The sequence below is a fragment of the Congregibacter sp. genome (assembly GCF_047617445.1).
Lineage (GTDB): Bacteria > Pseudomonadota > Gammaproteobacteria > Pseudomonadales > Halieaceae > Congregibacter.
In genome coordinates this window covers 1-24260 of sequence record NZ_JBLGBE010000050.1, presented here as the reverse complement: position 1 = coordinate 24260, position 24260 = coordinate 1, and the positions used below count along the sequence as shown (strand labels likewise).

Genomic DNA, 24260 nt, shown 5'->3' with positions numbered 1-24260 from the left:
TACCCCATTAACAGGGGATGGACCGATATTCGCTAAACCCGGTTGACCGTGCCATCCCAATTAAGACCCTCAGCCGGTCAGCCGGTTAGTCAGTCAGTCAGTAAGTAAGTCTCAAAGTTTCTAAATCCGTACGCTCGCTGGGACATCATCGGCGTTTTGCCAGGCCTTCAGGTTTGGCAGCGGCGACTGCACGCATTCGATCGAAGTGTTTATATTTCGGGGCTAAGGAATACAGCGATCGGCGGCGTCTGCAGTAAGGCTTTGTTCAGTTTTTGTCGCATCGCGTAATAATCTAACGTAGGGTCGGGGTCGTAAATATTAGGAACTCTGCAGTCGGCGGGCGTCGATTGAGCAGTGTTACCGCGGAGGATCGGCTATGAAAACCCGTACGCAGCAATTAATAGAAGATGTGCTCGGTGATGATTCCCGGCCCACCGACAACTCACTTCAGGCTAAGGCAATGCGACGAGCCTTGTCCGGAGCCACCCCGCGCACGCTCACACCCTGGGAATGGGAGGAGTGGTATGCCGCGCAGGGTATAAAAAAAGCAGACGAAGATCCTGCTGCCTCAGACACTATTCCTTAGATTAGTCACCGGGGTTGCCGCCTCTTATTGCTCCTCAATCGTCCCCAGCGTTCTTACCTCTATAGTTCCGTGGAGCGTACGGTGAACAGGACAACGATCCGCGATCTCTAACAGGCGTGTGCGTTGTTCTGGGCTCAAGTCACCCGTGAGGCTGATCGTCCTGTCAATAACATCTATCTTCATGGGTTTCTCATCACAGCTTTCGCAGTCGGCTGCGTGGGATCGGCTGTGCTGCAGCGATACCGACACATCGTCTAACTGCAGAGACTTGCGCTTGGCATACATGCGTAGAGTCATCGCCGTGCACGCTCCCAGCGCGGCAAGCAGGTGTTCGTAGGGATCCGGCCCGGAGTTTGAACCCCCAACAGATTTAGGCTCATCAGCAATCCAGTGATGAGTGTCGCTGTAAATGTTCTGCGCAAAGTTGCGATCTTTTTCCACGACCAGCACATGGCCAGTACCGACCGCCGGGTGTGGCTGCTCTTTGCTTGTCGTCAGATATCGACTGGCCCAGCTCGCGATGGTATCGGCTACGTACTGTGAATCTGCTTTGCGAGATAGGAGGTGGTCTGCATCATCGAGGCTGATAAAGCTCTTTGGATGTCGAGCGGCGCGGTAGATTCTCTCTGCTTCCTCGATGGACACTGTGGCATCGAGAGGCGAATGCATGACCAGCAGCGCTTTACGTAGCTGACCCAGGTCGTCACTTTCGTGTTGCTCAATGTCCTCGATAAACTGGCGCTTTATTTTAAAACGGCGACCCGCAAGACTGACTTCAGCTTCGCCGTCTGCTTTTATTCGATCGATGTCGGCCGCGAAGTTATGAATGACGTGCTCGGCGTTCCGGGGCGCGCCGATGGTCACAACTGCTTTGGCCTCGCTTACTTGTGATGCCATCGCCAGCACTGCAGCGCCGCCCAGGCTGTGTCCGATGAGAAGTTGTGGCGCTTCATGATGACTGCGTAGGTACTCGCTGGCTGCCAGCAAGTCCTGCAGGTTAGAAGAGAAGTTGGTGTTGGAGAAATCACCGTCGCTATTACCCAGCCCCGTAAAATCAAAACGCAGCACGCCGATGCCCTCGGCCGTCAGTGCACGGGAAATTCTTGAGGCCGCAGCAACATCTTTTCCGCAGGTGAAGCAGTGGGCAAACAGCGCAAAGCAGCGTGCGCCGGAATCGGGTGTTTCCAGCGCGCCACTGAGCGTTACGCCATTGCTAAGAAATTCTACTTTTTCGCGCATTTGAATGAGTCCACAAAAAATACTGATCAATCATACGCCAGGGTGTGCGCCTCTTGCCTTGTAGAAGTCAGGCTTGTATAAAAAGACTGCAAAACCCATCAAAATTAAAAGACAGGGAAAACCTCCATGAAGAAATCTTTCTGTGCGATGAACCTCAGCAAGTCACCGGGCCGAACACACAATCGCCGAAGACCGAGGCTCTCCGCCGGCGCACTGGCAGTGCTGTTGCTCGGTATCTTCGTGTCGCTGACGGGAGTGCATGCCCAGGAAGCCTCTCTTAAGGAAACGCCTGAGGCTGTGATTATGAGCCTTGAAGAGACCTGGAACCGTGGCGACATGACCGCTTATCTGGATCTGTATCAGAAGGATGACTCTTTAAGTCTGACCTTTGGGAACACCGTGGTGAAAGGCTGGACAGCGTTGGATGATTTGTTTCGCAGCAGCTATCCGGATCCGGTTCGTATGGGGCAATTCTCCATCGATCGTATCGATGTCCTGTTTATTCGGGAGGACGCTGCAGTTGCGTATGGAAACTTCACGCACGTCTTCCCTACAGAGACTATCAAGGGCGGGTTTAGCCATGTGCTGTCTTTGACTGAAGAGGGTCGGTGGCTTATCCGTCATGAGCGCACCTCGCGTGGTGAGCTTATCGAAACGCATTGAAACCAGGCCAGCGTAGGCCCAACACGTAACTGTGGGCCGCGTGATCGCGCCAATCGCTGACGAAAATGCTCTTGGAATCTCTTGCTATGATGCACGGACACTTGCGGGAAACCCATGTCCGATCTACTTGTAGCCGCCATTGGTTTTAGTCGTTCCCAGGGTGGGCTTGAGCGAAAAACTCTTCGCTGTCTTTATGTTGTCCCTGCTGGGTTACCTGCTCACGCCGGTATTACCGGACACATCCCTAGCGCTGGGCACAAATCTCAGTGTCAACAGAAGGGTGATAGCAGCCCTGGCGTCCCGTCCCTTAAAATGGGAGTGTCGCGTTGAGCAAGTACGAAGGCAGCGAACAGAGCGTTTGAGGCAGTTTTCTATAGTAAACAGTCAAAAAAGCTGACGGATTTCTGAAATCAGGCAGAATCTCAGCAAAAAAGGCGAATAATCAGCGTCCTATAGAGCGTTAAGTCTGCGAGTTACTGCGGCACGGAAAAATACAATGATAAGAAGCAAACAGGTCTTTTCACTAGTGGTTTTTCTTTTTGCGATGTCCGGCATTACCACTGGCAGCCGCGGGGCAGACCTTGAGCTTGGCAAGGCGCTGTACGGAACCTGTGCGGGTTGTCATGGGGAGGATGCTGCTGGCATAGCGGCCATGAACGCCCCGGCTTTAGCAGGACAGGATTTTGCTTACCTGGTGCGTCAGCTTGAGCACTTCAAGACCGGGGTTCGCGGTGAGGATGCTCGAGATGTTCTCGGCACGCAAATGCAAGGTATGGCGGACACTGTGGCAGACGATGGCGCGGTGGAGAATGTTGTTGCGTATATAACTTCTCTGCCAATACCAGCGTCTTCGCGGACGATTGAATATGATAAGCGCAACGGTGCGGTTCAATACAATGCGTCCTGCGGAGCCTGTCATGGACCCGGTGGCAAAGGGAACGTGAGTATGAATGCGCCACGCCTGGCCGGCCTTGATGAGGCCTATCTGCGACGCCAGTATGCCAATTTTGCTCAGGGTATCCGCGGGTCTCATCCCGATGATCGATACGGCCGACAAATGCAGATGATGGCAACAATGCTGTCGACAGATAAAGACGTTGATGACGTTATTGGATACCTGTTGTCGCAATGACGCTTGGGGTTTACACAGGCGCCGTCCTTCTTTGCTTGCTTGGATGGGTGGTGCTGGCGGCCAATAGCCCATCTGATGCTGTAGAACTTGGGTTTGAGGCTAAACCGGCGAAGACGCCGACAGTCTCTCCTGACGGCATTGTCCTCAATGACCGTTGTCCACCAAGCTTTGAAGAGACCGAGGCCGGTACCTGTGAGCTGCGCAATATGTATCAATTCTACGATTCACTCCAAGACAGGGGTGTTGGCGGAACTCAAACCGCGTTGCCACAGCATCGCGACGGTTTCAGCCCCGAACAAATCGATCTCGGTCGTTACCTGTTTTTTGATCCTGCTTTATCGGGTGATGGATCGACCTCCTGTGCCAGCTGTCATCACCCTGAGCTTGGCTTTAGTGATGGCCGAGCTCGAGCGGTAGGTGTGGCAGGGCACGAAGTTAAGCGTTCCTCGCCGACGCTTTGGAACGTCGCGTTTCTCAAGCAGCTGTTCTGGGACGCGCGGGCCGACAGTCTGGAAGAGCAGGCTCAGGGCCCCTTGTACTCCCCCGAAGAAATGGGCAACACGCCTGCGCAGTTGTTGGCGATGCTCCAGAGAAGTACCGACTATGGTCGCCTGTTTCGTCAGGCCTTTCCCCGCGGAGAGCTTGATGAAATCAGTCTTGGGCAAGTGTACCTATCGCTGGCCGCCTTCCAAACCTCATTGATCTCTTTGAATAGCCGCTACGACCGCTACGCACACGGTTACCACGCAGCGCTCACCGACAATGAGATCGAAGGCATGAATGTCTTTCGTTCCTTTGTTGCTCGCTGTGCGGAATGCCATACACCTCCTCTGTTCACCAACCAGCAAGTTGCTGTGATCGGGTCGCCAGAGCCGGCCGGATTGCCGTTGGATATCGGTGTGGAGGCCATATGGGGCGCACCGAAGATGAAAGGGGGCTTCAAGGTTCCCACGCTGCGTAACATCGCGAAGACAGCGCCTTACATGCATTCGGGCCGATTTGGCACACTGCGTGAAGCCGTGGCGTTTTACACTGGAGGGCGCGGTCATGCAGTGCCTGAGGGTGTGGATATGCATATTCATTGGCATATCTGGGAGCCAAACCTGACGGATGGCGAGCTTGATCGCCTGGTAGATTTTTTGGGCGCATTGACCGACGAAACATTTACACCGGCGATACCCGACCGGGTTCCCTCCGGTCTTATACCGATCGGCGTATCGCCGCTGGACACAATAAAATCAACTTCAAAACCCTCCACTACCGTCGCTGATCGTTCGCGCGATCAAAGGGAGCATTCTCTGGGAGCATCATCATGAGTATAGGAAGAATTTTGGCCGTCGTTCTGGTCGTCGCCGCCTTTGCGGCGGGCCTTCAGTTCGGCAAAAAGACAGGGGGCTCTGCACCCGTAGTGACTGCTAGCGGCAGCGGGGCCTCTTATTCTGGCAGCACTGCGGGCGAAGCTGACGTGGCGGCCGCCAAGGAATACATGATGCAGGGCAGCAGCAAATTTGTTGCAGGCCCTCCCATGTCCGATGTTGTGGTCACGGTGAAAGACGGGGAGTCTATTCAGGAGGCAGTGATCGCTGCGGAAACTGGGACAACCATCCATGTAATGCCCGGCACTTACAACGAAACGGTGTACATCGACAAAGACGGCATTCGTTTGATCGGTATTGTTCAAGGATCAGAGCGCGCCACGTTGCACGGCGAAGGCACTTTGAATGACGCAATCTTGTTCTCGGGCAACAATATCGTTGTGGAGGGCTTTTTGATCACTCAGTACAAAGGCAACGCGATCATGAGTCAGGCGGGTAATAACTTTGAGATCCGCGACAACATCATCGTCGACACGGGTGTCTACGGCATCTTTCCGCAGCTGGGTACTAATGGCGTGATTGAGCATAATGTGGTGTCTGGCATAGAGGACGCTGCGATTTATGTGGGCATGAGCGACAACATCCACGTCGCCTATAACGAGGTTTTTGACAGCGTTGCGGGTATCGAGATTGAGAACAGCCGTCATGCCATCGTCGAAAGCAACTTCGTTTACAACAACACGGGTGGAGTTCTAGCCTTTATCACACCGGGCTTGCCGATCAAAACAACCTACGACGTCATCATTCGTAACAACTGGATTTCGGACAACAACACGCCGAACTTTGGTGCGCCGGGCTCAACGGTAGGTGGCATCCCTGCCGGGACTGGCATCATGATTATGGCGGCTGATGATGTCGTGGTCGAGGGCAATATCATTACCAACAACAAGACCGTAGGCATCATGACGGTAGATCACAATACCGCCGCAGAGTTGACGAATGTCACCATCGATCCCGAGGCTGATCCGAACTCTGATCGTCTGATGATTTTGAACAATACGATGCACAACAATGGCTATGACACGATTCCCGAAATCACGGGGCTGATGCTCGCGGATTTAAAAACGGGTAACCCCGATATTTTCGCCATTGGTCCCAGCAACGGGAGCTGCATTATCAATCGTCATCGTTATGTCCACTCAGGCATTGATGACTATGCCGAATGTGCATTTACGAATACCTCGACTATTGGTAATTACCTGATGCCCCCGGTGGCGCCCCGAGTGATCGAGCCGGGCGAGCGGGGCAAGATTGCTTACCTCGGTATCTGTGCAGGGTGTCACACTTACGAGGGTCGCATGATCGGCCCGCCAGTAAAGATCATCCAGGCGCTGTATATGGATAACCCCCACGGCCTTGCACAATACATCGCTGCTCCGGTGAAGAAGCGCGAAGACTACCCCGAGATGCCCAAGCAAGATTATTTGGATGAAGAGACGCGTCTGGCGGTAGCTGAGTATATGCTGTCGGTTACACGATAATTTTTCACTGGGGAGGTAAGCAATGAGCATCAAGTTTTCTTGGGGTCATATTAATATCAACGTTCGGGACCTTGACGCGTCTGTGGACTTTTACACGAAGCTCGGCTTTGGGCTCTTCCTGCCGAGTATTCCCTACCTCAATCTGAGTTCCGCGCAGTCAAACAGCCTGGATGTCGGAAGTGCCGAGGCACTCGGTGTATCTAATGCGACCGAAGGGCGGGCCTGTATCATGCAGTTGGATGATGGGTTTCCAAAGCTGGATCTAACTGAATTCGCTGATCTGGTTCAACGAGATCCACTGGAGAACAAGGATCTTGGATTGGTGCGTATCTGCCTTATTTCCGAGGACTTGGTTGCGGACTACGAGACGCTTATTAACGATGGTGTCGAGTTTTTGTCACCCCCCCAGCACTGTCACGAGCGATTGGCGGAAATTGCCACCTGCGTTGACCCGGATGGCACACGGATCGAGTTGCTGCAAGTCCATCTCGAGCGATGGCAGCCGTTTTTGGAGTAGAAAATATCGATGGCTAAGCAGAAAAATCCTCTCAGCTACGAAGTAATTTATGGCTTGGCTTGTGAGCGCAAAGGAGGTCCTGCCGCGGTGGAGTCTTTATTACCAAAGACAGCGAGCAAAGCGAAGCTAAGCAAGCTCGGCAGCGATCGCTACCTGGCAGAGTTTACGCGCAAAGTATTTCAATCTGGCTTTGTTTGGCGCGTCGTCAACCAGAAGTGGGACAACTTCGAAGAAGTGTTTTGGGGGTTTGATATCGAACGTTTGCTGATGATGCCCGATGACATGCTCGAACGGAAAGCCAAAGACCCCCGCATTATTCGCAATTTCACCAAGGTGAAAACCGTACGCAACAACGCCACGATGATTGCCGAGACCGAGCGCTGCGAAGGCATGAAGTTCGGAAAATTTGTCGCGACTTGGCCCGACGATGATGTGATTGGTTTATGGCTGTACCTTAAAAAGCACGGTAGTCGCCTGGGTGGTAACACCGGTCCTTACGCCCTGCGAAGCCTGGGTGTCGATAGCTTTCTGCTGACACAGGATGTAGAGGGGTTTTTGCGCAATCGCGGCGTAATAGATGGCGGCAGCGGCAGTAAAAAGTCCTTACAAGCCGCGCAGGACTTTTTCAACGAGCTACGCGATCAATCTGGACGGTCCTTGTCCTCTCTGAGTCGCATCGTGTCCTTTAGCTACGGGCAAAACCACGTAGGAATTCAGCGCTAAGTCACGCTGACTCCCTAACAGCATCTCCCAGCGCTGCACACAATTGCTCGATCTCCTGATCCTGAATCACGAAGGGTAGGCCGAGCTGGATCGTGTCGCCGCCGTAGCGAACATAAAAGCCTTTTTCCCACATGCGCATGCCCACCTCGAAAGGTCGCAGCGTGGGGTCTCCATCTTTGGGTGCTAGCGTGATTGCGGCGGCGAAACCGTAATTGCGTATGTCGGTGATATTCGGCGCGCCGTGTAATGCATGAATGGCATCTTCTAGCAGCGGTGATTTTTCTGCGACGCGCTGGGGTAGTGCCTCTTGTTCGAGAATATCCAGTGTCGCCAGTGCTGCTGCGCAGGCGACAGGATGTGCGGAGTAGGTGTAGCCGTGGAAAAACTCCAACAAATGTTCAGGGGAATCCTGCTCCATAAAGGTGTCATAGATCTCCTTGCGGGCAATGACCGCCCCCATGGGAATAGCGCCGTTGGTGATTTGTTTGGCCGTGTTCAAAATATCGGGTACCACGCCATAAGCCTCTGCTCCGGTCATGGCCCCGCTGCGGCCAAAGGCGGTTATCACTTCGTCGAAAATCAGCAGTATGTTGTGCTGAGTACAGATCTCTCTCAAACGCTTCAAATAACCCACAGGCGGCGGCAGGACGCCCGCAGATCCCGCCATGGGTTCTACGATGACCGCGGCAATATTGCTGGCATCATGAAGTGCAATCATCTCCAGAAGTTGATCAGCAAGGTGTGCACCATGCGCGGGCATTCCGCGCTGGTACAGGTTCTCTGGAATCATGGTGTGAGACAGATGGTCTGCCTCTATACCCTGTCCAAACATTTTACGGTTGGCGGCAATTCCGCCTACGGAAATGCCGCCAAAATTAACGCCGTGATAGCCCTTAATGCGACCGATGAGACGCGTCTTGCTCGGCTGTCCTTTGAGGCGCCAGTAGGCTCGCGCCATCTTCAGCGAGGTATCTGCAGACTCGGAGCCTGATCCGGTAAAGAAGACATAATCCAGGTCTTCGGGCATCAGGTTTCGAACTCGCTCGGCGAGCTGGAAGGATTTAGGTTGAGCAAACTGAAACGCGGGCGAGTAATCTAGGGTGCGGAGTTGTTGGTTTACCGCATCTGCAATTTCGGGGCGATTATGGCCAAGGCCGCAGGTCCATAACCCAGACAGGCCATCCATAATTCGGCGGCCTTTGTTATCGATATAGTAAATGCCATCGGCAGCGACAATGATCCTTGGATCCTTCTTAAACTGACGATTGCCTGAATAGGCCATCCAGTGCGCATCAAGCCCTGCTGGCGTAATCGTATCGGTGAGGCCTGATGCTGAGTGATCCAAGGGTTGTTCGATGCTTGTCATAAGGAAACTCCAACGCCAGACAGTCCCGTCTGACAGATTTCTAAAGGTGTAGACCGCGTCATTAAGGCTGACGCATTCTCCACGGTCGTTATTTACTATCTTCTTTCCGTATAGGGAGTGAAATCACCCTTCAGGGGGATGCGCTAGGATACTGACTGAGCATAGCTGAGGAAAACCGCTTGAGCCACTTTGACGCGATTGTTATCGGCGCAGGACACAACGGATTAACCACAGCCAATTACTTGGCCCGGGGTGGCATGCGCGTGTGTGTGTTGGAGCGTCGGCACATCGTCGGGGGCGCTGCCGTGACCGAGGAGTTTCATCCCGGTTACCGCAACTCCATCGCGTCCTACGTCGTGAGCTTGCTGCGCCCGGAAGTGGTTCGCGATCTGGAGCTCGAACGCTATGGCTACGAGCCGATTCTTCTTGAGAACTCGCTGTATCTGGATACCCACGGCGATTACCTGCTACTGAATGGCGACGATGCGCATAATCGAGCGCAGTTCGCGAAATTCTCCCCCGTAGATTACGACGCGTATATGGCATTCGAGGAGACGGTTGAGCAAGTGGGTGGGCTTTTGGCGAAGCAGTGGCTGCGCGAGCCGCCCAAGCTCGCCATGGATGGTATAGGCGATATTCTTTCGAGCCTGCGGCTAGGGATGGACGTCTACCGTCTCGATGAGGAAGCGCGTTGGCGTTTGATGCAGTTCTTTATTGGTGCGCCGGAATCCATTATTGAGCGGTGGTTCGAGAGTCCCAAGATCAAAGCGATGGTTGCGGCACACATCATGCCAGCGAACTTTGCGCCGTTGACACAGCCTGGCGCGAGTCTAGCCATGCTGCATCACGCGGTTGGTGAAATTGCTGGCCGCAAAGGTGCCTGGGGTATTGTGAAAGGCGGTATGGGAGCCATCACGCAGGCTATGGCAGCTTCGGCAATGGCCCACGGCGTTGAGATTCGCACAGATGCCGCGGTAGAGAAGATTGAGGTTACCGGTGGCGTAGTGACAGGCGTGCGTCTTGAGAGCGGTGCGCTTATTCACGCACCAGTCGTTGCCGCCAACACTGACCCCAATCGAACGTTTCTCAAGCTCCTTGGAGCAGAGCATTTACCGGACGACTTCGCGCGCGACATTCGCGCCTTTCGCCAGGAGTCTGCTTCTTTGCGTATGAATCTGGCTTTGTCAGGTCTGCCGGAGTTTGCGGCTATTCCTGGGGCGGATGTTAGCGCCCAGCACTGTAGTAGCATCACCTTTATCGAAAGCGCAGAGCATCTGAACCAGGCTTACCAAAGTGCTCGGGCAGGCATTCCCGCGCAGCCTCCGATTATTGAGGCGATTATCCCCAGCACCATGGATCAGGAGCTCACAGACCAGCCGGGGCACCATGTTATGAGTCTGCTGTGTAAATACATGCCTTATGATCTTGCTGACGGCGCCTCCTGGGACGAGCAAAAGCCCAAGGTCACGCAAGACATCCTTGATCATGTGGCGCGTTTTATTCCCAATCTTCCAGACATTCTGGTGGCGACGCAGTGTTTAACACCACTGGATCTCGAGCGCATGCTGGGTATGACTCGTGGTGATATCTGTCATGGACGCCTTGAACCTGATCAGCTTTTTTCCATGCGTCCTCATCCGCAAGCCGCGCAATATGCAACACCTGTGCCGGGCTTGTATCTTTGCGGCTCTGGATCACATCCCGGGGGCGGCGTGACGGGTGCCCCTGGCCACAATGCGGCTAAGCGAATTTTGCGGGATCGTTGATAATGTGTGCTCTGGCAGGGAAAGACTGTGGCTAAAATAGTCGGAGGCGGGGCGAAGAAGGTTTTGTATACGCTCAATACCGTGCGGCGTATGGGCCTGGTCAATTCGGCGAAAGCATTAAGATCCAAAAACGCCTGTAAAGCCTGTGGTCTCGGCATGGGCGGTCAGCAAGGCGGCATGACTAACGAGGCTGGAGAGTTCCCCTCGGTGTGCAACAAAAGCGTGCAGGCGCAGTCGACCGATGTGCAGCCAGCGATTCCCAGTGAGTTTTTTGATCACAGTCTGGATGAGATAAGGGAACTCACGCCCAAAGAGCTCGAGCATGCCGGCCGTCTGGGCACACCCGTTTTTAAGGCGGCAGGGGAGTCGCGTTACCGGGAGCTGTCTTGGGATGAGGCGATGGACCTAGCGGCACAGCGGATGGCGGCAAGCGATCCTGAGCGCGCGTTTTTTTATTCCTCTGGGCGCTCCTCTAATGAATCCGGTTTTGTACTTCAGCTGCTGGCGCGGCTCTGGGGTACCAATAACGTCAACAATTGCTCGTTTTACTGCCACCAGGCGACCGGTGTGGGATTGGGTTCGACCATAGGGACAGGGACCTCTACCGTTGAGTTGGAAGACTTGAATGGCTGTGATCTGATCTTTGTTATCGGCGCAAACCCCGCGTCGAATCATCCCAGGTTTATCCACAAGCTGATTGCCTGTCGCGAACGCGGTGGTGAGGTCATCGTGATTAATCCTGCCAAGGAGCCGGGCCTGGTGAGGTTTGCGGCACCCAAGAGTGCGCGCTCGATGATCACCGGAGGCACAGAAGTTGCCTCTGATTATCTTCAGCCCAATATCGGCGGTGACCTGGCGTTGTTCAAGGGTATCGCCAAGGCGGTACTGGAAGCCGGAGCAGAAGACAGGGCTTTCCTCCAAAGCCACTGTGAAGCCTGGGAGGCTTTTCTCAAAGACATTGAGGTTACGAGCTGGGAGCAAATTAGTGACGGCTCGGGACTTGCGCGCGCTGACATAGAAAGGGTTGCCGCGATATACGCGCGCAGCAAAAACGCCGTTTTTGCCTGGGGAATGGGTATGACCCACCATCGCCATGGAAGTGAGAACGTGGAGTACATTGCCAATCTCGCGCTTCTTAGAGGTATGTTGGGTCGGCCCTACGCGGGTTTGCTACCTCTACGGGGTCACAGCAACGTGCAAGGGATTGGCACCATCGGTGTAAAGCCTGTTCTGGCAGACGCGGTCTTTGAAAGCATCGAGCGGGAACTGGGGGTGAGCCTGCCGCGAACTCCCGGCTTTGATACGCTCGCGGCGCTTGAGGCCGCAGAAAAAGGCGCCATCGATGTGGCCTGTATCGTGGGGGGCAACCTGTATGCGGCAACCCCGGACTCCGTCTGGGCAGCTCGCGCCATGGACCGTATAGGTCTGCGCATTCATCTTACGACAACGCTTAATCAAGGACACTTGTACGGCACTGCTGGCGATGTACTGATACTGCCCGTGGCCGCACGCGACGAGGAGCATCAGTCGACGACTCAGGAATCCATGTTCAACTATGTGCGTCTGAGTGATGGAGGGATACACCGGCTCGCCGGGGTACGCTCAGAGGTTGCGATCCTCACGGATCTTGGGCAACGATTAATGCCGGACTCCCCGGTGGAGTTCGGACGCTTTAGTGATCATGAAAAAGTGCGGGAGACCATTGCGAAGACAATTCCCGGCATGCAAGAACTTCAGGATATTGGGGTTGCGAAGAAGGAATTTCATGTTCGGGATCGTCTGATGCACACACCGCGATTTCAGACACCATCGGGTAAAGCGCAGTTTCGCGTGCATCCCCTACCTGTTGCTAATGATGCAGCGAGCAGCTATCCGTTCCTGCTTGCGAGTATTCGCAGCGAAGGGCAGTTCAACAGCATCATCTACGAAGAGACAGACAGTTACCGCTACAACGCGCCGCGGTGGTCCGTGCTGCTTTCTCCCGACGATATGAGAACCATGAATCTCGCTGAGGGAGACCGAGTTGATGTCGTGTCTGCGCAGGGCAGCATGCGTGGCCTAAAAATACAGCCCTTTGATCTCCCTCCCGGCAACGTTCTCGCCTACTACCCGGAGGCTAATGTGCTCACGGATAGGCAACGTGATCCAAGAAGTCAGACGCCAAGATTTAAATCTACGCCGGTCAGACTTCAGCGTAGCGAGGCTTTCGCCGGTGACGCTCAGTGAGCGATACATCGGCGACGGACCAAGGGGATCTGGCGGCGCACTCGGTAAAGACAGATTTTGATGCGCCGGCCTCGCTGGCGATCGGTTTGTATATGGCCATTGTGGGCTACAGCGTTTTAGCAGGTATTCCGGTGATCAGCTCCGCCTGGGCTTCGTTGTTGGGGTTCTCAGAGGTGCAGGTCGGACGCGTTGCGGGTGCAGATCTGGGAGGGTTGTCTTGTGGCGCGATTATCGCCGCAGTGTTGGTGTCCCGAATAAACCGACGTCTTTTGGTGGCCTGCGGTGTGCTTGGCGCTATCGTGGCCAACGTACTGTGCATATCGGTTGACTCTTACACGCAGACGCTGGCACTGCGTTTTGCTGCGGGCATTGCGAGCGGGGTAGTCACGGGGGTGGCCGTAGCGACTCTTGGTGCTCGCCTGAATCCTGCTCGTGCCTTTAACTATCTGCTGTTTTCCTTCGCCTTTGTGCAAGCCGGCGAGATGGCCTTGCTGCCGAGACTTTCCATGTCGGAGATATACGGGCTGTTTGCACTGTCCTATGTGCCGATACTGCCTTTTCTTTTGTGGCTGCCTTCGCGTCCGACGAGTGTAGAGCACCGCCCAAGAGATTCAGCGCTGAGTAAGCTCTCAATTAAACGCGTGCCGTCATCCGTACCCTGGCTCTGCTTGTTGGCCATGGCACTGACCTACATCAATATAGGCGCGTACTGGACTTACATTGAACTGGCTACCGTAGACGCCGCCCTTGATTCATCTTGGGTGTCTCAAGTATTGATATGGGTTTCTTTCTTTTCTGTAGCAGGATGTTTGTTTGCCACATTGATCAGCGACCGTTTTGGTATTGCCCGACCATTGCTGCTGACGCTGATCCTGCATGCTGCGACCGCGTTCATGCTGGTATCAGGCATCGATCCGCCGCGGTTTCTTATCAGTCTGTACGCGTTCAACTTTCTGTGGATTTTTGTCGACGTTTACCAGATGGGCTCGGTGGCAAACTTGGACGACACGGGTCGCTACGCGTCGCTCATGCCGGCAGCACAGGGGCTTGGGCAAATCGTCGGGCCTAATCTGGCGGCGTCGCTACTGGGCTACGGTGCGGGCTACGGCGCTGTGTTTGCGCTCTGCGGTACAGCATCGCTTGCAGCCTTCGGTATTTACGCCATTGCTTACTACAAGTTACGTCAGGCGGCGCAAGGTGCTGAGCACCTAGGGCCGGCTACCGTCTGAGTCCTACTTCTGGAAACGCCGAATGTCTGATAAACAACGCAAAGCTGATGCCACAACCGTTGTGACGCGCCGGGATATTTTGCATGGCGTGGGGCTAGCAAGTGCCATGTCGTTGCTTCCGGGAAAAGTGCTCGCTGATGCCGCGGCGGGGATGGAGGCAGGTGCAAGCTATCCCCCATCGTTGACAGGGATGCGGGGGAATCACCCTGGCTCCTGGGAAACTGCGCACCAGTTGGCGAGAGAGGGACTTCGAAGCTGGGGTGAGGCAGCGCCCATCAGCGAAGACCGCTATGACCTCGTGGTCGTGGGTGCGGGAATCAGCGGCTTGTCTTCGGCGTATTTCTATCAGGCAAAAAACCCCGGCGCCAAAATTCTCATATTGGATAACCATGATGATTTTGGTGGCCACGCCAAGCGCAATGAGTTTTCGTCTCGGGGCCATCAGTTGCTGGGCTACGGTGGCTCGCAGACGATGGAGTCTCCTTCCAGTTATTCACCGATCGTTAGGGCCTTGCTCAATGACCTCCGGGTAGACATAGGCGCGTTTGATCAGGCGTTTGACAAAGAGTTCTATCGACGTAATCAGTTGGAAGCTGCTGTTTTTTTCGGCGAAGGTGAGTGGGGAAGCAGTCGCATGGTGAACCTCGACCTCGGTGGACTAGGCGACTACATGCCATTGCCCAAGGGTAAACTCGCAGTCCCAGACGCTGTGGCGCAAATGCCACTGTCCGACGGCGCCAAGGCGCAACTTGAGCGGTTGATAACGGAAACCAACGATTGCATGCCTGAGGTAGCCCAGGGCGAGAAGTTCGATTACCTCTACACCTTAAGTTACCGAGATTTTCTAACACGACATCTGGGTATCGATGAACCCGAGGTGTTTAGCGTGCTTGAGGGACTCGCGGCAGATGCAGGCGTTGGGATAGACGCGGTAGCGGCAGGAGAGGCCTTGTTTTACTCAGTGCTGCCGGGTCGCGCCGCGACTGGTTTGCCCCCTGATGCAACAGAATACGAGCCTTACATCCATCATTTCCCTGACGGCAATGCGTCTATCGCGCGACTTTTGGTGCGGCGTTTGATTCCCGCTGTGGCCCCCGGCGTCGATATGCAAAGTGTTGTCAACGCGTCCTTCGATTATGGTCAGTTGGATGATCCATCCAGCGCAGTTCGCCTGCGTCTTTCCAGTACGGTGGTTAAGGTCCAACATCTGGGTGACCCCGCGTCCGCCAAGGAGGTGGAGGTCGCGTATGTTCGTAGTGGCCGGTTGCACAAGGTGCTCGGTTCCAAGGTAATTCTGGCGTGTTATCACTCCATCATTCCCTCGCTGTGTCCAGAGTTGCCCGCGAAACAACGGGAGGCCATGGCGCTGCAAGTGAAGGTGCCCATTCTGTATACCAATGTCGCATTACGAAACTGGGAAGCGTGGCATCGCATGGGTATTGGCGCCTTCGTAGCGCCCGGTGGTTACCATATCAACGCCATGCTGGACTTCCCGGTAAGCCTGGGTGGGTATAGCTACGCGGCATCACCAAAGGACCCTATTGTGGTTCATATGGAGCGCTTCCCCCATGGGTCGGATCCTATGATGTCAAAGCGTGACCGTTTGCGGGAGGGGCGTTATGAGCTTCTTTCAACCCCCTTCTCTACCATTGAGAAAAACATCTACGCGCAGCTAGGCGAAGCACTGGCGCCTGGTGGGTTTGACTCCCGAAGAGATATTGCCGGTATAACTGTTAATCGTTGGGCCCACGGCTATTCCTACGATTATTCTGATTTGGAAGACGACACTTATGAAGATTGGGATGATCCACGGTACCCGCATATGCAGGCTCGCAAGTCCTATGGGCGCATAGCGATCGCAAACTCAGATGCAGATGCCAATGCCATGATGGAGGCGGCCATTGAACAAGCGCATCGTGCGGTAAACGAGCTCTCCCAGGGCTAATTTTTTATCAGTGAATGGCAGGCTTTGGCGCATAGCGCCGCGAGATAGTGACGATCGCGATTAAGCCCAAGGGAATAAACAGGAGTGCAGGACCAAAGGCGATCCAGGGCTCCGCTTCCTGCCAGTTGATGTTGCCTGTGCTCAGCACCGTGCCGCGTCCGCGTTGAAAGGGCAGCACATAGAAGTTCAGCAGAAGAAAGGGCATTACTGCGCCGTAGAGCATGAGTAATGCGGGGGCGATGAGCGTGATCCGTGTTTGTTTGACGTCGCAGTCTTCTATCGGCGTTTCATGTAAACGAGTTAAGAACTCGCGTTCCTTGGCGCTAGGTGTTTGCCAGCGCGCTATAAGAAGGATTGTGAGGACACTCGCTGCACCGCCCAATAGCGCTGGATTGAGATAGCTGGGTAAGTTGATGAAACCAAAATAGTCCAGCCCCGCTGGAATCACGTTACCCAGCAAGCCCGCAATCATTCCCCAGAACGCGCCGTCTGCGGTGATGCGCTTGCTCCAAATGCTCATGAGACCCACGGGTCCCCAAGAGGATGCGAAAACGGTGCCGATGAATAACATGATCCAGAATACGTTTGCCGGGACGTACATACTCAAAATCAAAACAATCACGGCGACAGCACTCATGAGAAGGCGAGTGGAGCGTAACTGCAGCGGGCCGCGATGACTCGCAAGATCATTGCTAACGCTAAAGCCGACTAGCGATAGGAATGTGGATGCAGAAGAGAGTGCCGCGGCAACAATGCCGGCAATGAGCATTGCCCCCAGAAACTCAGGCACCAGGTTGCGCGCTGCCCAAAGCATGACCGTCTCCGACGGTTCAATGTCGTACTTGGCAAGATTGATCAGCCCGCCTGCACCGTAGATCAGAATCTGCAAAAAAATCACGGCTATGCAGGCGTAGATCGCTGCTCGTAGAACCACGTGCTCGTTTTTAGCCATAAGGTGACGGCTGGACTGCCACGGGCTGACTGCGTACACCAGGCTCCAGGACAGATCGACGATAACGACCCATATCAGAAAGTCCCAGGCGGTGGGCCACTCGGTACCTTCACCTATCATTCCGTGCCAGGTGGTGAGGTCAGGCTTGTGAGTCTGTCGCGATAGCTCTTCGATCGCCACGCTGACACCGCCAAATCCATCGAGGAGGTACGTCACAAAGGCGATGGTCGCTCCTGTGAACAATAGAAACATAAGAGTGTCAGTGATGATCACACCCCGGGATCCCGCGTAAAGCGTGAACACGCTGTAACTCAGCCACGCGCAAACTATTGCGGCGGGATAGCTCAAGTCCGTTAGATCCGAGAGGAGAATCGCAGCACCCTGAGTCACTACCAGCAGGTATCCGCCTAGACCGAGGATGATGGTGACGCCCGCTGCTTGCTGCACGCGGTGGCTGGAGAAACGTTGTCCAAAGTAATCGGCTACGGTTGGGGCGCGACTTCGGCGAATATAAGTGCCAAAGAACAGCGCACCATAAACATACCCCGTTACCGCGATGCCCGGGAGTAGCAGGTAGGGGCCGAGTTGTCCGTCGTAGGTGAAACCCGCCTCCCCAAGGAAGATTGAGGTGCTAAAGACACTGGCCACGAGCGTACCGAGGATGAGCAGGGTCGGCGCGCGTCGCCCGGCGACAAAATAGTCGTCGATGGACTGTACGCTTCGGCCGCTATAACTGCCAATGGCAATAAAGACAATGACACTGACTGCGACAGTGACGTTGTAGATGTTCAAGTCATCGATCACGCAAGATCGCCTGAGCCGCGTTGTGTCCTGGCAGACCGCTCACGCCGCCACCGGGATGGGCGCCAGATCCACACAAGTAAACTCCCCGGGTTGGCATGCGATAGCCGGCAATGCCTGGTATGGGGCGCATGGAGTAAAACTGATCAAGATGCAGCGCGCCGTGGAATATATCGCCGCCCACCATGTTCAGATCCCGTTCGATGTCCAGAGGTGTCTTGATCTGGCGACCCACGATGGATGAACGAAAGTTGGGAGCATGCTCGTCTATGGCATTGATAACCTGGTCTGCAACATTCTCGCGGACTTCATCCCAGTGTTGTCCGTTGGGCAGGTGGCGCTGAAAGTGTTGGCAAAAGAGGCTGGCTACATGCCCTCCCGGAGGAGCCAGGGTGTCATCCTGGGTGCTTGGTATCTGCAGGGAGATAATTGGACGCGACGACCATCCGGAGTCCTTTGCCTCCCGATAGGCGTTTTGCATGTAGCCAAGGGACGGGCAAAGCTCAATGGCTCCGCTAAAGTGAAAATCATCCGTCGACTTCAGGGCGCTAAAACGCGGAAGCTCAGACAGGGCGACGTTCATCCTAAAGGTGGCCGAATGGCTGCGGTAGCTGTCGATACGCCGGTGTTGAGTTTCGTCCAGCGCATCGTGGGGGAGGAGTTTTTTGAGCAGCAGTTGCGGGTGTAGATTCGCCGCAATAATAGGCGCATAAAACTCTCGCCCATCGGCGGTAATGACACCTCGTGCTCCCTTGGCGTCCGTGAGAATCTTCTCAACGGGCGCACTTGTTTCGATCTGTACGCCGCGGGATCGCGCAGAGCTGGCTATGGCATCACTGATAGCACCCATGCCGCCTCGGGCGATTCCCCAGGCTCCGGCGCGACCCTTGACCTCGCCAAAGGCGTGGTGCAACAGCACGTAGGCTGTTCCTGCCTGGTAGGGGTCCGCGAAATTTCCGATGACACCCTCAAGACCCAGAATGCCTTTGAGTGCCTCACTTTCGAACCAGCTATCAAGATGATCCCCGAGGGATCGTGTCATCAGTTCTGTTAACACGACCTGGTGCTCGGTTGAGAGGCGTCGAAGCTGATTGCCCGATTGAAGAAGGTTTAGGGCATCCCGCCAGCCACCTCCAAAGTTCGGAGGTGCTTTGAGGGCAAGGGAGCGAAGAGCAATGGCAACCGCCGAAATTTCAGCCTCAAAAGCATCTATTCGCACCGCGTCGCGTTTCGAATGTTTTGCAATGGCTTCCCGGGACTGCGCGCCATCCCGGGTCAGTTGCAGCACATCGCCATCGAGTAGGCTGAGAGTGCCGGCCGGGCGTTCCATGATTTCCAGGCCGTGCTCTTCGAGCCGCAGGTCCTGAATAACCTTGGGATTAAGCAAGCTGACGGAGTATGCGTAAACCGAGTTTCGAAAGCCCGGGTGGAACTCCTCGGTGACCGCTGCGCCGCCAATACAATCCCGGGCCTCGAGTACACGAACAGAGAGGCCCGCGGCGGCAAGGTAGGAAGCGCATACAAGTCCGTTATGGCCCGCGCCAATAACGATGACATCGCTGGAACCTGTATCTGTCACTATGAGCTCTCCTTTGCAGCAGGCTTGAGTCTAGGAACTCCTGAGCCCACGCTCCTCCGAGCGGGTGGGCTAGGAAGCCAGAGCCACCGGTCTGCTCCACCATACCGCGACTGCTTGGCTATGCCAGCGCATTTTAAACAATGGATCTAGGGCGGTCGCCCACAGGAGTCTAGTTATGCCAGAAATCAGTGTTCAACATCAGTGTGCGTCTCTAACCGATCTCGCTCCCTGCGATACCTTTGGAGAGCCCGTCGGTCCGCTGCCAAAGCAGACCGATTCAGGTTTTTACAATCAGGCCAATATGATCACGGGTACTTGGGAATCTGAGCCGGGTACTTTGAAGTTAGATTTGGATCTCACGGAGTTTTGCCACCTTCTTGAAGGGCACTGGAAGTTTACCTCCGAGACGGGTGTCGTGACCGAAGTGCGGGCAGGCGACAGCTGGGTGTTTCCCCAGGGCTGGAAGGGCACTGCAGAAGTCATCGAAAAGGTTCGCAAAGTCTATATGATGATTTTGCCAGCTTAATTATACGGTGTTCGAAGACAGCTTCGAGCACCGATTCTCCCCGCTTACGGGGGAACCTTACTAAGGGGTGAGTCTCCGCAAGTTTAGAGCGCGTCCCGCGCCTTGAAGTAAGCCATGCCAATCGCCAGCGCAGGACGGCGCAGCAATTTTCCGCCGGGAAAGGGCATATGGCTGATTTTTGACATCATATCAAAACGCTCGGGAGAGCCGGTCAGTTTGTCCGCCGTAATCCGGGCCATGATGTGGGTAGGCGCTACGCCATGCCCAGAATAAGCCTGTATGTAAGTGACGTTGTCTGCGAGCTGACCGAGTTGCGGCATGCGGTTCAGGCCAATTCCAATCCAGCCGCTCCAGGCATGATCAATGCGTACAGCGGTGAGCTGCGGGAACACAGCCTCCATCTTTTGTCGCATTACCGCTTCCAGGTTTTTGGGCTCCAGTCCGGTGTAGTTCGATAGACCGCCAAACAACATTCGTTTGTCAGCGGACAGTCGAAAGTAGTCCAGTGCGGTGCGGGGGTCACAAACTGCGACATCGCCAGGAATGAGCGAGTCGGCGAGCTCTGCGTTCAGTGGCTCGGTGGCGATCACCGAGCTACAGGACGGTAGGATGCGACTTGCCAGCTTCGGGATCAGGCCACCGAGGTAGGCATTACCTGCCAGTACCACTTGCCCTGCACTGACACTCCCGCCCTCAGTGATAACTCGCGGGCGATCCCCTTGCTCAAGCGCTACAACCCGGGACTGCTCAAAGATGCGGCCGCTGTGGGATTCAAGGGCTTTTGCTTCACCGATGCATAGGTTAAGGGGCTGTATATGGCCATTGGCAGTATTGTGCAGGCCACCTAAGTAGCGATCAGAGTTCACAAATTCCTTTAATTCTTCGCGACCCAGGAGCGTGTAGGGGTGCGGGTTGCCAATAGTCTTTTCAAAGTCACGCCACTGCGCAAACTGTTTCATATGGCGAGGTTTGAGGGCGACATCGCAGTAGCCCCATTTGAGATCACACTCTATGGCGTAGCGTTCGACACGCTCGCGAATGATGTCTCGGGCCTCGATACCCATTTGATAGATCGTCCGAACTCCCTGCTCGCCAATGCGCTTCACGAAGCGGTCTGGATCGTGGCCGAGGCCTCCAATAATTTGACCGCCATTGCGACCCGTTGCACCCCAACTGATGCGGTTAGCCTCCAGGAGAATGACGTCTAATCCTCGCTCCGCTAACTCAAGGGCCGTGTTAACACCACTAAAGCCCCCCCCGACGACGACTACGTCGCAGCTCAAGTCGTTTTCAAGGGCAGGATAGGCTGTCGTCCAGTTGGCACTGGCTGCATAATAAGAATCCGTGTGCTCCTGGCTTTCGCGAGGCGCTCTTAGTCCAAACATGTGTTACCCCGTCTCTAAAATTTGCTGCGGCCAAGTCTACCCAAGCCTTGGCGCGGGGGTCTTCTCCCCTATACGTTAGGTGGACATATGCTACGTTGGTTTTCTAAGCTTGCCGGTCTCCCATCAAGGTGTTGACACCATGCGTTTTGCGCCCAAATCAGAGCTCGATGATTTTCTAGAAGAAAACCCTGACATACAACTTCTGGAAGTTCTGATGCCGGACTATAACGGGATATTGCGGTGCAAGCGTATCCAGCGACGGGAGTTTTTGTCGCTATTCGAGGGTAGCTTTTCTGTGCCGAAAACAGTGCCGTTTCTGGCGATTCGGGGCGACATGTACGAGGGGGTAGATCCCGCGGAGATCGGTGGCGATCCGGATCAGGTCCTGCGACCCATCGAGGGCACTCTTGTACGCGTGCCCTGGTTTGATTCTCCTGTGGCGCAGGTTCTCACGGCCTATGCCGACGGCGATGAGTACAGTTGGATAGATCCTCGCAGCCCTTTGCTCAAGGTATTGTCTCGATACAGTGACAGCAGCCTCAGTCCGGTTGTTGTCACGGAGCTTGAGTTTTATCTCATCGCGGATGGTGATGGCGCTCGACCGTCGCCGCTATTGGGGCGTATTCCCGGTACCGGTTTGCGTCAGGAAGGCATTCAGTACTGCATGGCCGACGACCTCTATGAGTGTGATGCCTTTCTTAACGATGTGCGTCAGGCCTGCGACATCCAGAAGGTGCCTCTGACCGCCATCCACAGTGAGTTCTCTCCTGGGCAATGGGAGATCAATACGCATCACCAGAGTGATCCTGTGCTCGCCGGAGACCATGCCATGCTCCTGCGTAGAATCGTCAAGTCTGTAGCGCGCCGCCATGGCATTTCAGCGACCTTCATGGCTAAGCCCTTTGCAGATATTGCCGGCAGCGGGATGCATATTCACGCAAGCGTTTACGCTGCAGACGGCAGCAATATTTTTGCGGACGACGATCCCATTTTACCACCCAGGCTAATGCCGACTTTGCGGCACGCCGTAGCGGGACTCGGCGATACGATTAACCAGGGTATGGCTGTTTTTGCCCCCAACCCTAATTCCTTTCGTAGATTCAAAGCAGGCGCTTTCGCGCCTTCCGGGGCGAGCTGGGGCTACGACCACCGCGAGGTGGCGCTGCGCGTTCCTGCCTCGTCGGAATCCAATCGCCGTATTGAGCACCGCATTGCCGGTGCGGACGCTAATCCCTATTTTGTGTTGGCGGCGGTGCTGGCGGGGATTCATGCAGGCCTAGAGCGGGCCCGAGACCCGGGGGAGCCGGTAGCACGAGAGGCGGATCTTTCGGAGAATACCGTGACACTCCCTACCCGGATCGATGCAGCTATTAAGATGTTCTGTGAAGGAGATATTCTTCCGGCCTACTTCGGGCGGAAATTTGTGGACACCTACGCGGCGATACGCCAGGGAGAAAGCGACGACTACCATAGTCGCGTTCCCGATCTGGATTATGAATGGTACTTACGAGCGCTGTAGCAATAAGATGTCGGGAAACCAGCCGGCGCGAACAGTAGCTCTACTGTGTGCGACGGTACTTAGCCGGAGTCTGCCCCGTGGCCTTTTTGAAGGCGGTATAGAAAGTCGAAGTCGAGTTGAAGCCGACGGACAAAGCGACATCCAGAATCGCCGGAAACTGGCAGTCTTTTTGCCGCAACATGTGGGCGGCCTCGGTGACCCGGAACTGGTTGATGTAATCAAAGAAACTCATGGCATGCCCAGCGTTGATGGCTTGGGAAAGATGATTGACCGAGCAGCCCAGGTGGTCGGCGAGGTACGGCAGTGATAGCTCGGGATCAAGGTATATCTTGTCCTGCCCCATCACTTTTTTCAGTGCACCAAGGAGCGTTTCCATCGCCTCATTGCCAAGGCCCGACTTGGCATAGCGTCTACCCTGATCCGTGAGTCCCGCGCGCCGTGATTGAGCGCCGGGGACGCGGTAATAGTCATTGATTCGGTGGGCTGTATCACCGGCGAGCTCGACAAATTCTGCGCCGCTCCAGCCTTGGATTTCGGGTGGCGAGTCGACGGGAATGACCTCGTACTGGAAGGCCATGGTGTTTTCATTGACCAGAACGTCGCCCAAAATCCCATAGCGATAATGATCGTTGCTAAAGTAATCGACCAGGTGTGAAAGCAGTGCTTTGCCTCCGAGCTGTGTTTGGCTGGGGATGTCGCAATATAAACCACCGGCGCATAAATGACTGGCGACGCCCGAGGGGTCATGATCGTTCCACGCTTCTATATAGCTGCGTACAAAACGTTCTTGCGCATTCATAATCGTGCCTCTACGGCCTGTGGAACTGCGTTCTTTAGAAAACTAGCACGCCTGCCCAGACCCTGTCTCGATTAATGCCTAATTGTGCCACGAATTTCTGGCGAGGGTAAATCATTTGGCAACAACGTCCAGTTTTGTGGAATTGGCCAGACCTGCTTTACTGCCGGTGGCTGATGTCGCTACCGTGTGGCCTTTCAGGCGTATAGGCACAGAGGCCGGCAATACGCTCAGGGCGCTAAGGTTTGGCGGGTAGTAACTCTAAAAAAAGGCAATCACCACGTGGCAAGCAATCAAACCGGCGGTGTACCGTCAGAGCTGTCGACTTTACCGGTGTCCGGTCAGGGTGGTCGATTTTTTGCGATGAATCCGCGCCAGATTCTGAAGATCGTGGTCTACGGCCTACTGTTAACGAATTTTGTGCACTACTTGGGCAATGATTTGAATGTTGCG

The 24260-nt window shown here is 54.9% G+C and carries 19 protein-coding genes; 13 read left to right on the top strand and 6 right to left on the bottom strand.

All coding sequences use genetic code 11. From position 1 onward, the window contains the following. Positions 1–376 precede the first annotated feature (376 nt). Positions 377–586 (top strand): hypothetical protein, encoded by a 210-nt coding sequence (locus ACI9KD_RS11815; protein WP_414981375.1) that lies wholly within the window; start codon positions 377–379, stop codon positions 584–586. A gap of 24 nt (positions 587–610) precedes the next feature. Here ACI9KD_RS11815 and ACI9KD_RS11810 read toward each other — a convergent pair whose 3' ends face one another. Further along, a complete protein-coding gene (locus ACI9KD_RS11810) occupies positions 611–1825 on the bottom strand; it encodes an alpha/beta fold hydrolase (RefSeq protein ID WP_414981374.1) in 1215 nt (404 codons plus the stop codon). Positions 1826–1951: 126 nt separating this feature from the next. Here ACI9KD_RS11810 and ACI9KD_RS11805 point away from each other — a divergent pair, with 126 nt between their 5' ends. The 6 genes from ACI9KD_RS11805 to ACI9KD_RS11780 all read left to right on the top strand — a co-directional run bounded on the left by ACI9KD_RS11805 (position 1952) and on the right by ACI9KD_RS11780 (position 7717). Then, positions 1952–2488: a YybH family protein gene (locus ACI9KD_RS11805; protein ID WP_414981373.1), complete on the top strand. Its 537-nt coding sequence runs from the start codon at positions 1952–1954 to the stop codon at positions 2486–2488. 496 nt (positions 2489–2984) lie between these two features. Then, on the top strand, positions 2985–3620 hold the full coding sequence (locus ACI9KD_RS11800) for a c-type cytochrome (protein WP_414981372.1): 636 nt from the start codon (positions 2985–2987) through the stop codon (positions 3618–3620). Beyond that, positions 3617–4936 (top strand): cytochrome-c peroxidase, encoded by a 1320-nt coding sequence (locus tag ACI9KD_RS11795; RefSeq protein WP_414981371.1) that lies wholly within the window; start codon positions 3617–3619, stop codon positions 4934–4936. The genes ACI9KD_RS11800 and ACI9KD_RS11795 overlap by 4 nt, the downstream gene beginning before the upstream one ends. Next, complete coding sequence (locus ACI9KD_RS11790; RefSeq protein WP_414981370.1) at positions 4933–6477, top strand: parallel beta-helix domain-containing protein; 1545 nt, start codon at positions 4933–4935, stop codon at positions 6475–6477. Before ACI9KD_RS11795 ends, ACI9KD_RS11790 begins: the two co-directional genes overlap by 4 nt. Positions 6478–6499: 22 nt before the next feature. Next, positions 6500–6994 carry a VOC family protein gene (locus tag ACI9KD_RS11785; RefSeq protein ID WP_414981369.1) on the top strand — a complete coding sequence of 165 codons (495 nt, stop codon included), beginning with the start codon at positions 6500–6502 and terminating at the stop codon, positions 6992–6994. A gap of 9 nt (positions 6995–7003) precedes the next feature. Then, positions 7004–7717, top strand: coding sequence for a DNA-3-methyladenine glycosylase I (locus ACI9KD_RS11780; protein WP_414981368.1), 714 nt, complete (start codon positions 7004–7006; stop codon positions 7715–7717). Position 7718: 1 nt separating this feature from the next. Here ACI9KD_RS11780 and ACI9KD_RS11775 read toward each other — a convergent pair whose 3' ends face one another. Then, the gene (locus ACI9KD_RS11775; protein ID WP_414981367.1) at positions 7719–9083 is read right to left on the bottom strand and encodes an aspartate aminotransferase family protein; all 1365 of its coding nucleotides are present in this window, start codon (positions 9081–9083) and stop codon (positions 7719–7721) included. 179 nt (positions 9084–9262) lie between these two features. Between ACI9KD_RS11775 and ACI9KD_RS11770 the strand changes: the two genes are divergently transcribed. The 4 genes from ACI9KD_RS11770 to ACI9KD_RS11755 are packed head-to-tail and all read left to right on the top strand — an operon-like array spanning position 9263 to position 16249. Next, the gene (locus ACI9KD_RS11770; protein WP_414981366.1) at positions 9263–10849 is read left to right on the top strand and encodes a phytoene desaturase family protein; all 1587 of its coding nucleotides are present in this window, start codon (positions 9263–9265) and stop codon (positions 10847–10849) included. Between the two features lie 27 nt (positions 10850–10876). Further along, positions 10877–13075 (top strand): FdhF/YdeP family oxidoreductase, encoded by a 2199-nt coding sequence (locus tag ACI9KD_RS11765; RefSeq protein ID WP_414981365.1) that lies wholly within the window; start codon positions 10877–10879, stop codon positions 13073–13075. Next, entirely contained in the window at positions 13072–14304 is a 1233-nt protein-coding gene (locus tag ACI9KD_RS11760) for an MFS transporter (RefSeq protein ID WP_414981364.1), read from the top strand. Before ACI9KD_RS11765 ends, ACI9KD_RS11760 begins: the two co-directional genes overlap by 4 nt. Before the next feature lie 22 nt (positions 14305–14326). Next, entirely contained in the window at positions 14327–16249 is a 1923-nt protein-coding gene (locus tag ACI9KD_RS11755; protein ID WP_414981363.1) for an NAD(P)-binding protein, read from the top strand. A gap of 7 nt (positions 16250–16256) precedes the next feature. On the opposite strand, the gene ACI9KD_RS11750 is transcribed toward ACI9KD_RS11755, so the two are convergent. Together ACI9KD_RS11750 and ACI9KD_RS11745 are read right to left on the bottom strand one after the other, a co-directional pair. After that, positions 16257–18005 (bottom strand): sodium:solute symporter family protein, encoded by a 1749-nt coding sequence (locus ACI9KD_RS11750; RefSeq protein WP_414981362.1) that lies wholly within the window; start codon positions 18003–18005, stop codon positions 16257–16259. Beyond that, a complete protein-coding gene (locus ACI9KD_RS11745) occupies positions 17995–19581 on the bottom strand; it encodes a phytoene desaturase family protein (protein ID WP_414981361.1) in 1587 nt (528 codons plus the stop codon). The genes ACI9KD_RS11750 and ACI9KD_RS11745 overlap by 11 nt, the downstream gene beginning before the upstream one ends. Before the next feature lie 175 nt (positions 19582–19756). On the opposite strand from ACI9KD_RS11745, the gene ACI9KD_RS11740 reads away from it, so the two are divergent. Continuing rightward, on the top strand, positions 19757–20107 hold the full coding sequence (locus ACI9KD_RS11740) for a cupin domain-containing protein (protein ID WP_414981360.1): 351 nt from the start codon (positions 19757–19759) through the stop codon (positions 20105–20107). 83 nt (positions 20108–20190) lie between these two features. Here ACI9KD_RS11740 and ACI9KD_RS11735 read toward each other — a convergent pair whose 3' ends face one another. Next, the gene (locus ACI9KD_RS11735; protein WP_414981359.1) at positions 20191–21492 is read right to left on the bottom strand and encodes an NAD(P)/FAD-dependent oxidoreductase; all 1302 of its coding nucleotides are present in this window, start codon (positions 21490–21492) and stop codon (positions 20191–20193) included. Positions 21493–21631: 139 nt separating this feature from the next. On the opposite strand from ACI9KD_RS11735, the gene ACI9KD_RS11730 reads away from it, so the two are divergent. Next, on the top strand, positions 21632–23011 hold the full coding sequence (locus ACI9KD_RS11730) for a glutamine synthetase family protein (protein WP_414981358.1): 1380 nt from the start codon (positions 21632–21634) through the stop codon (positions 23009–23011). Between the two features lie 40 nt (positions 23012–23051). On the opposite strand, the gene ACI9KD_RS11725 is transcribed toward ACI9KD_RS11730, so the two are convergent. Beyond that, entirely contained in the window at positions 23052–23810 is a 759-nt protein-coding gene (locus tag ACI9KD_RS11725; RefSeq protein WP_414981357.1) for a helix-turn-helix domain-containing protein, read from the bottom strand. Between the last annotated feature and the right edge of the window lie 450 nt (positions 23811–24260).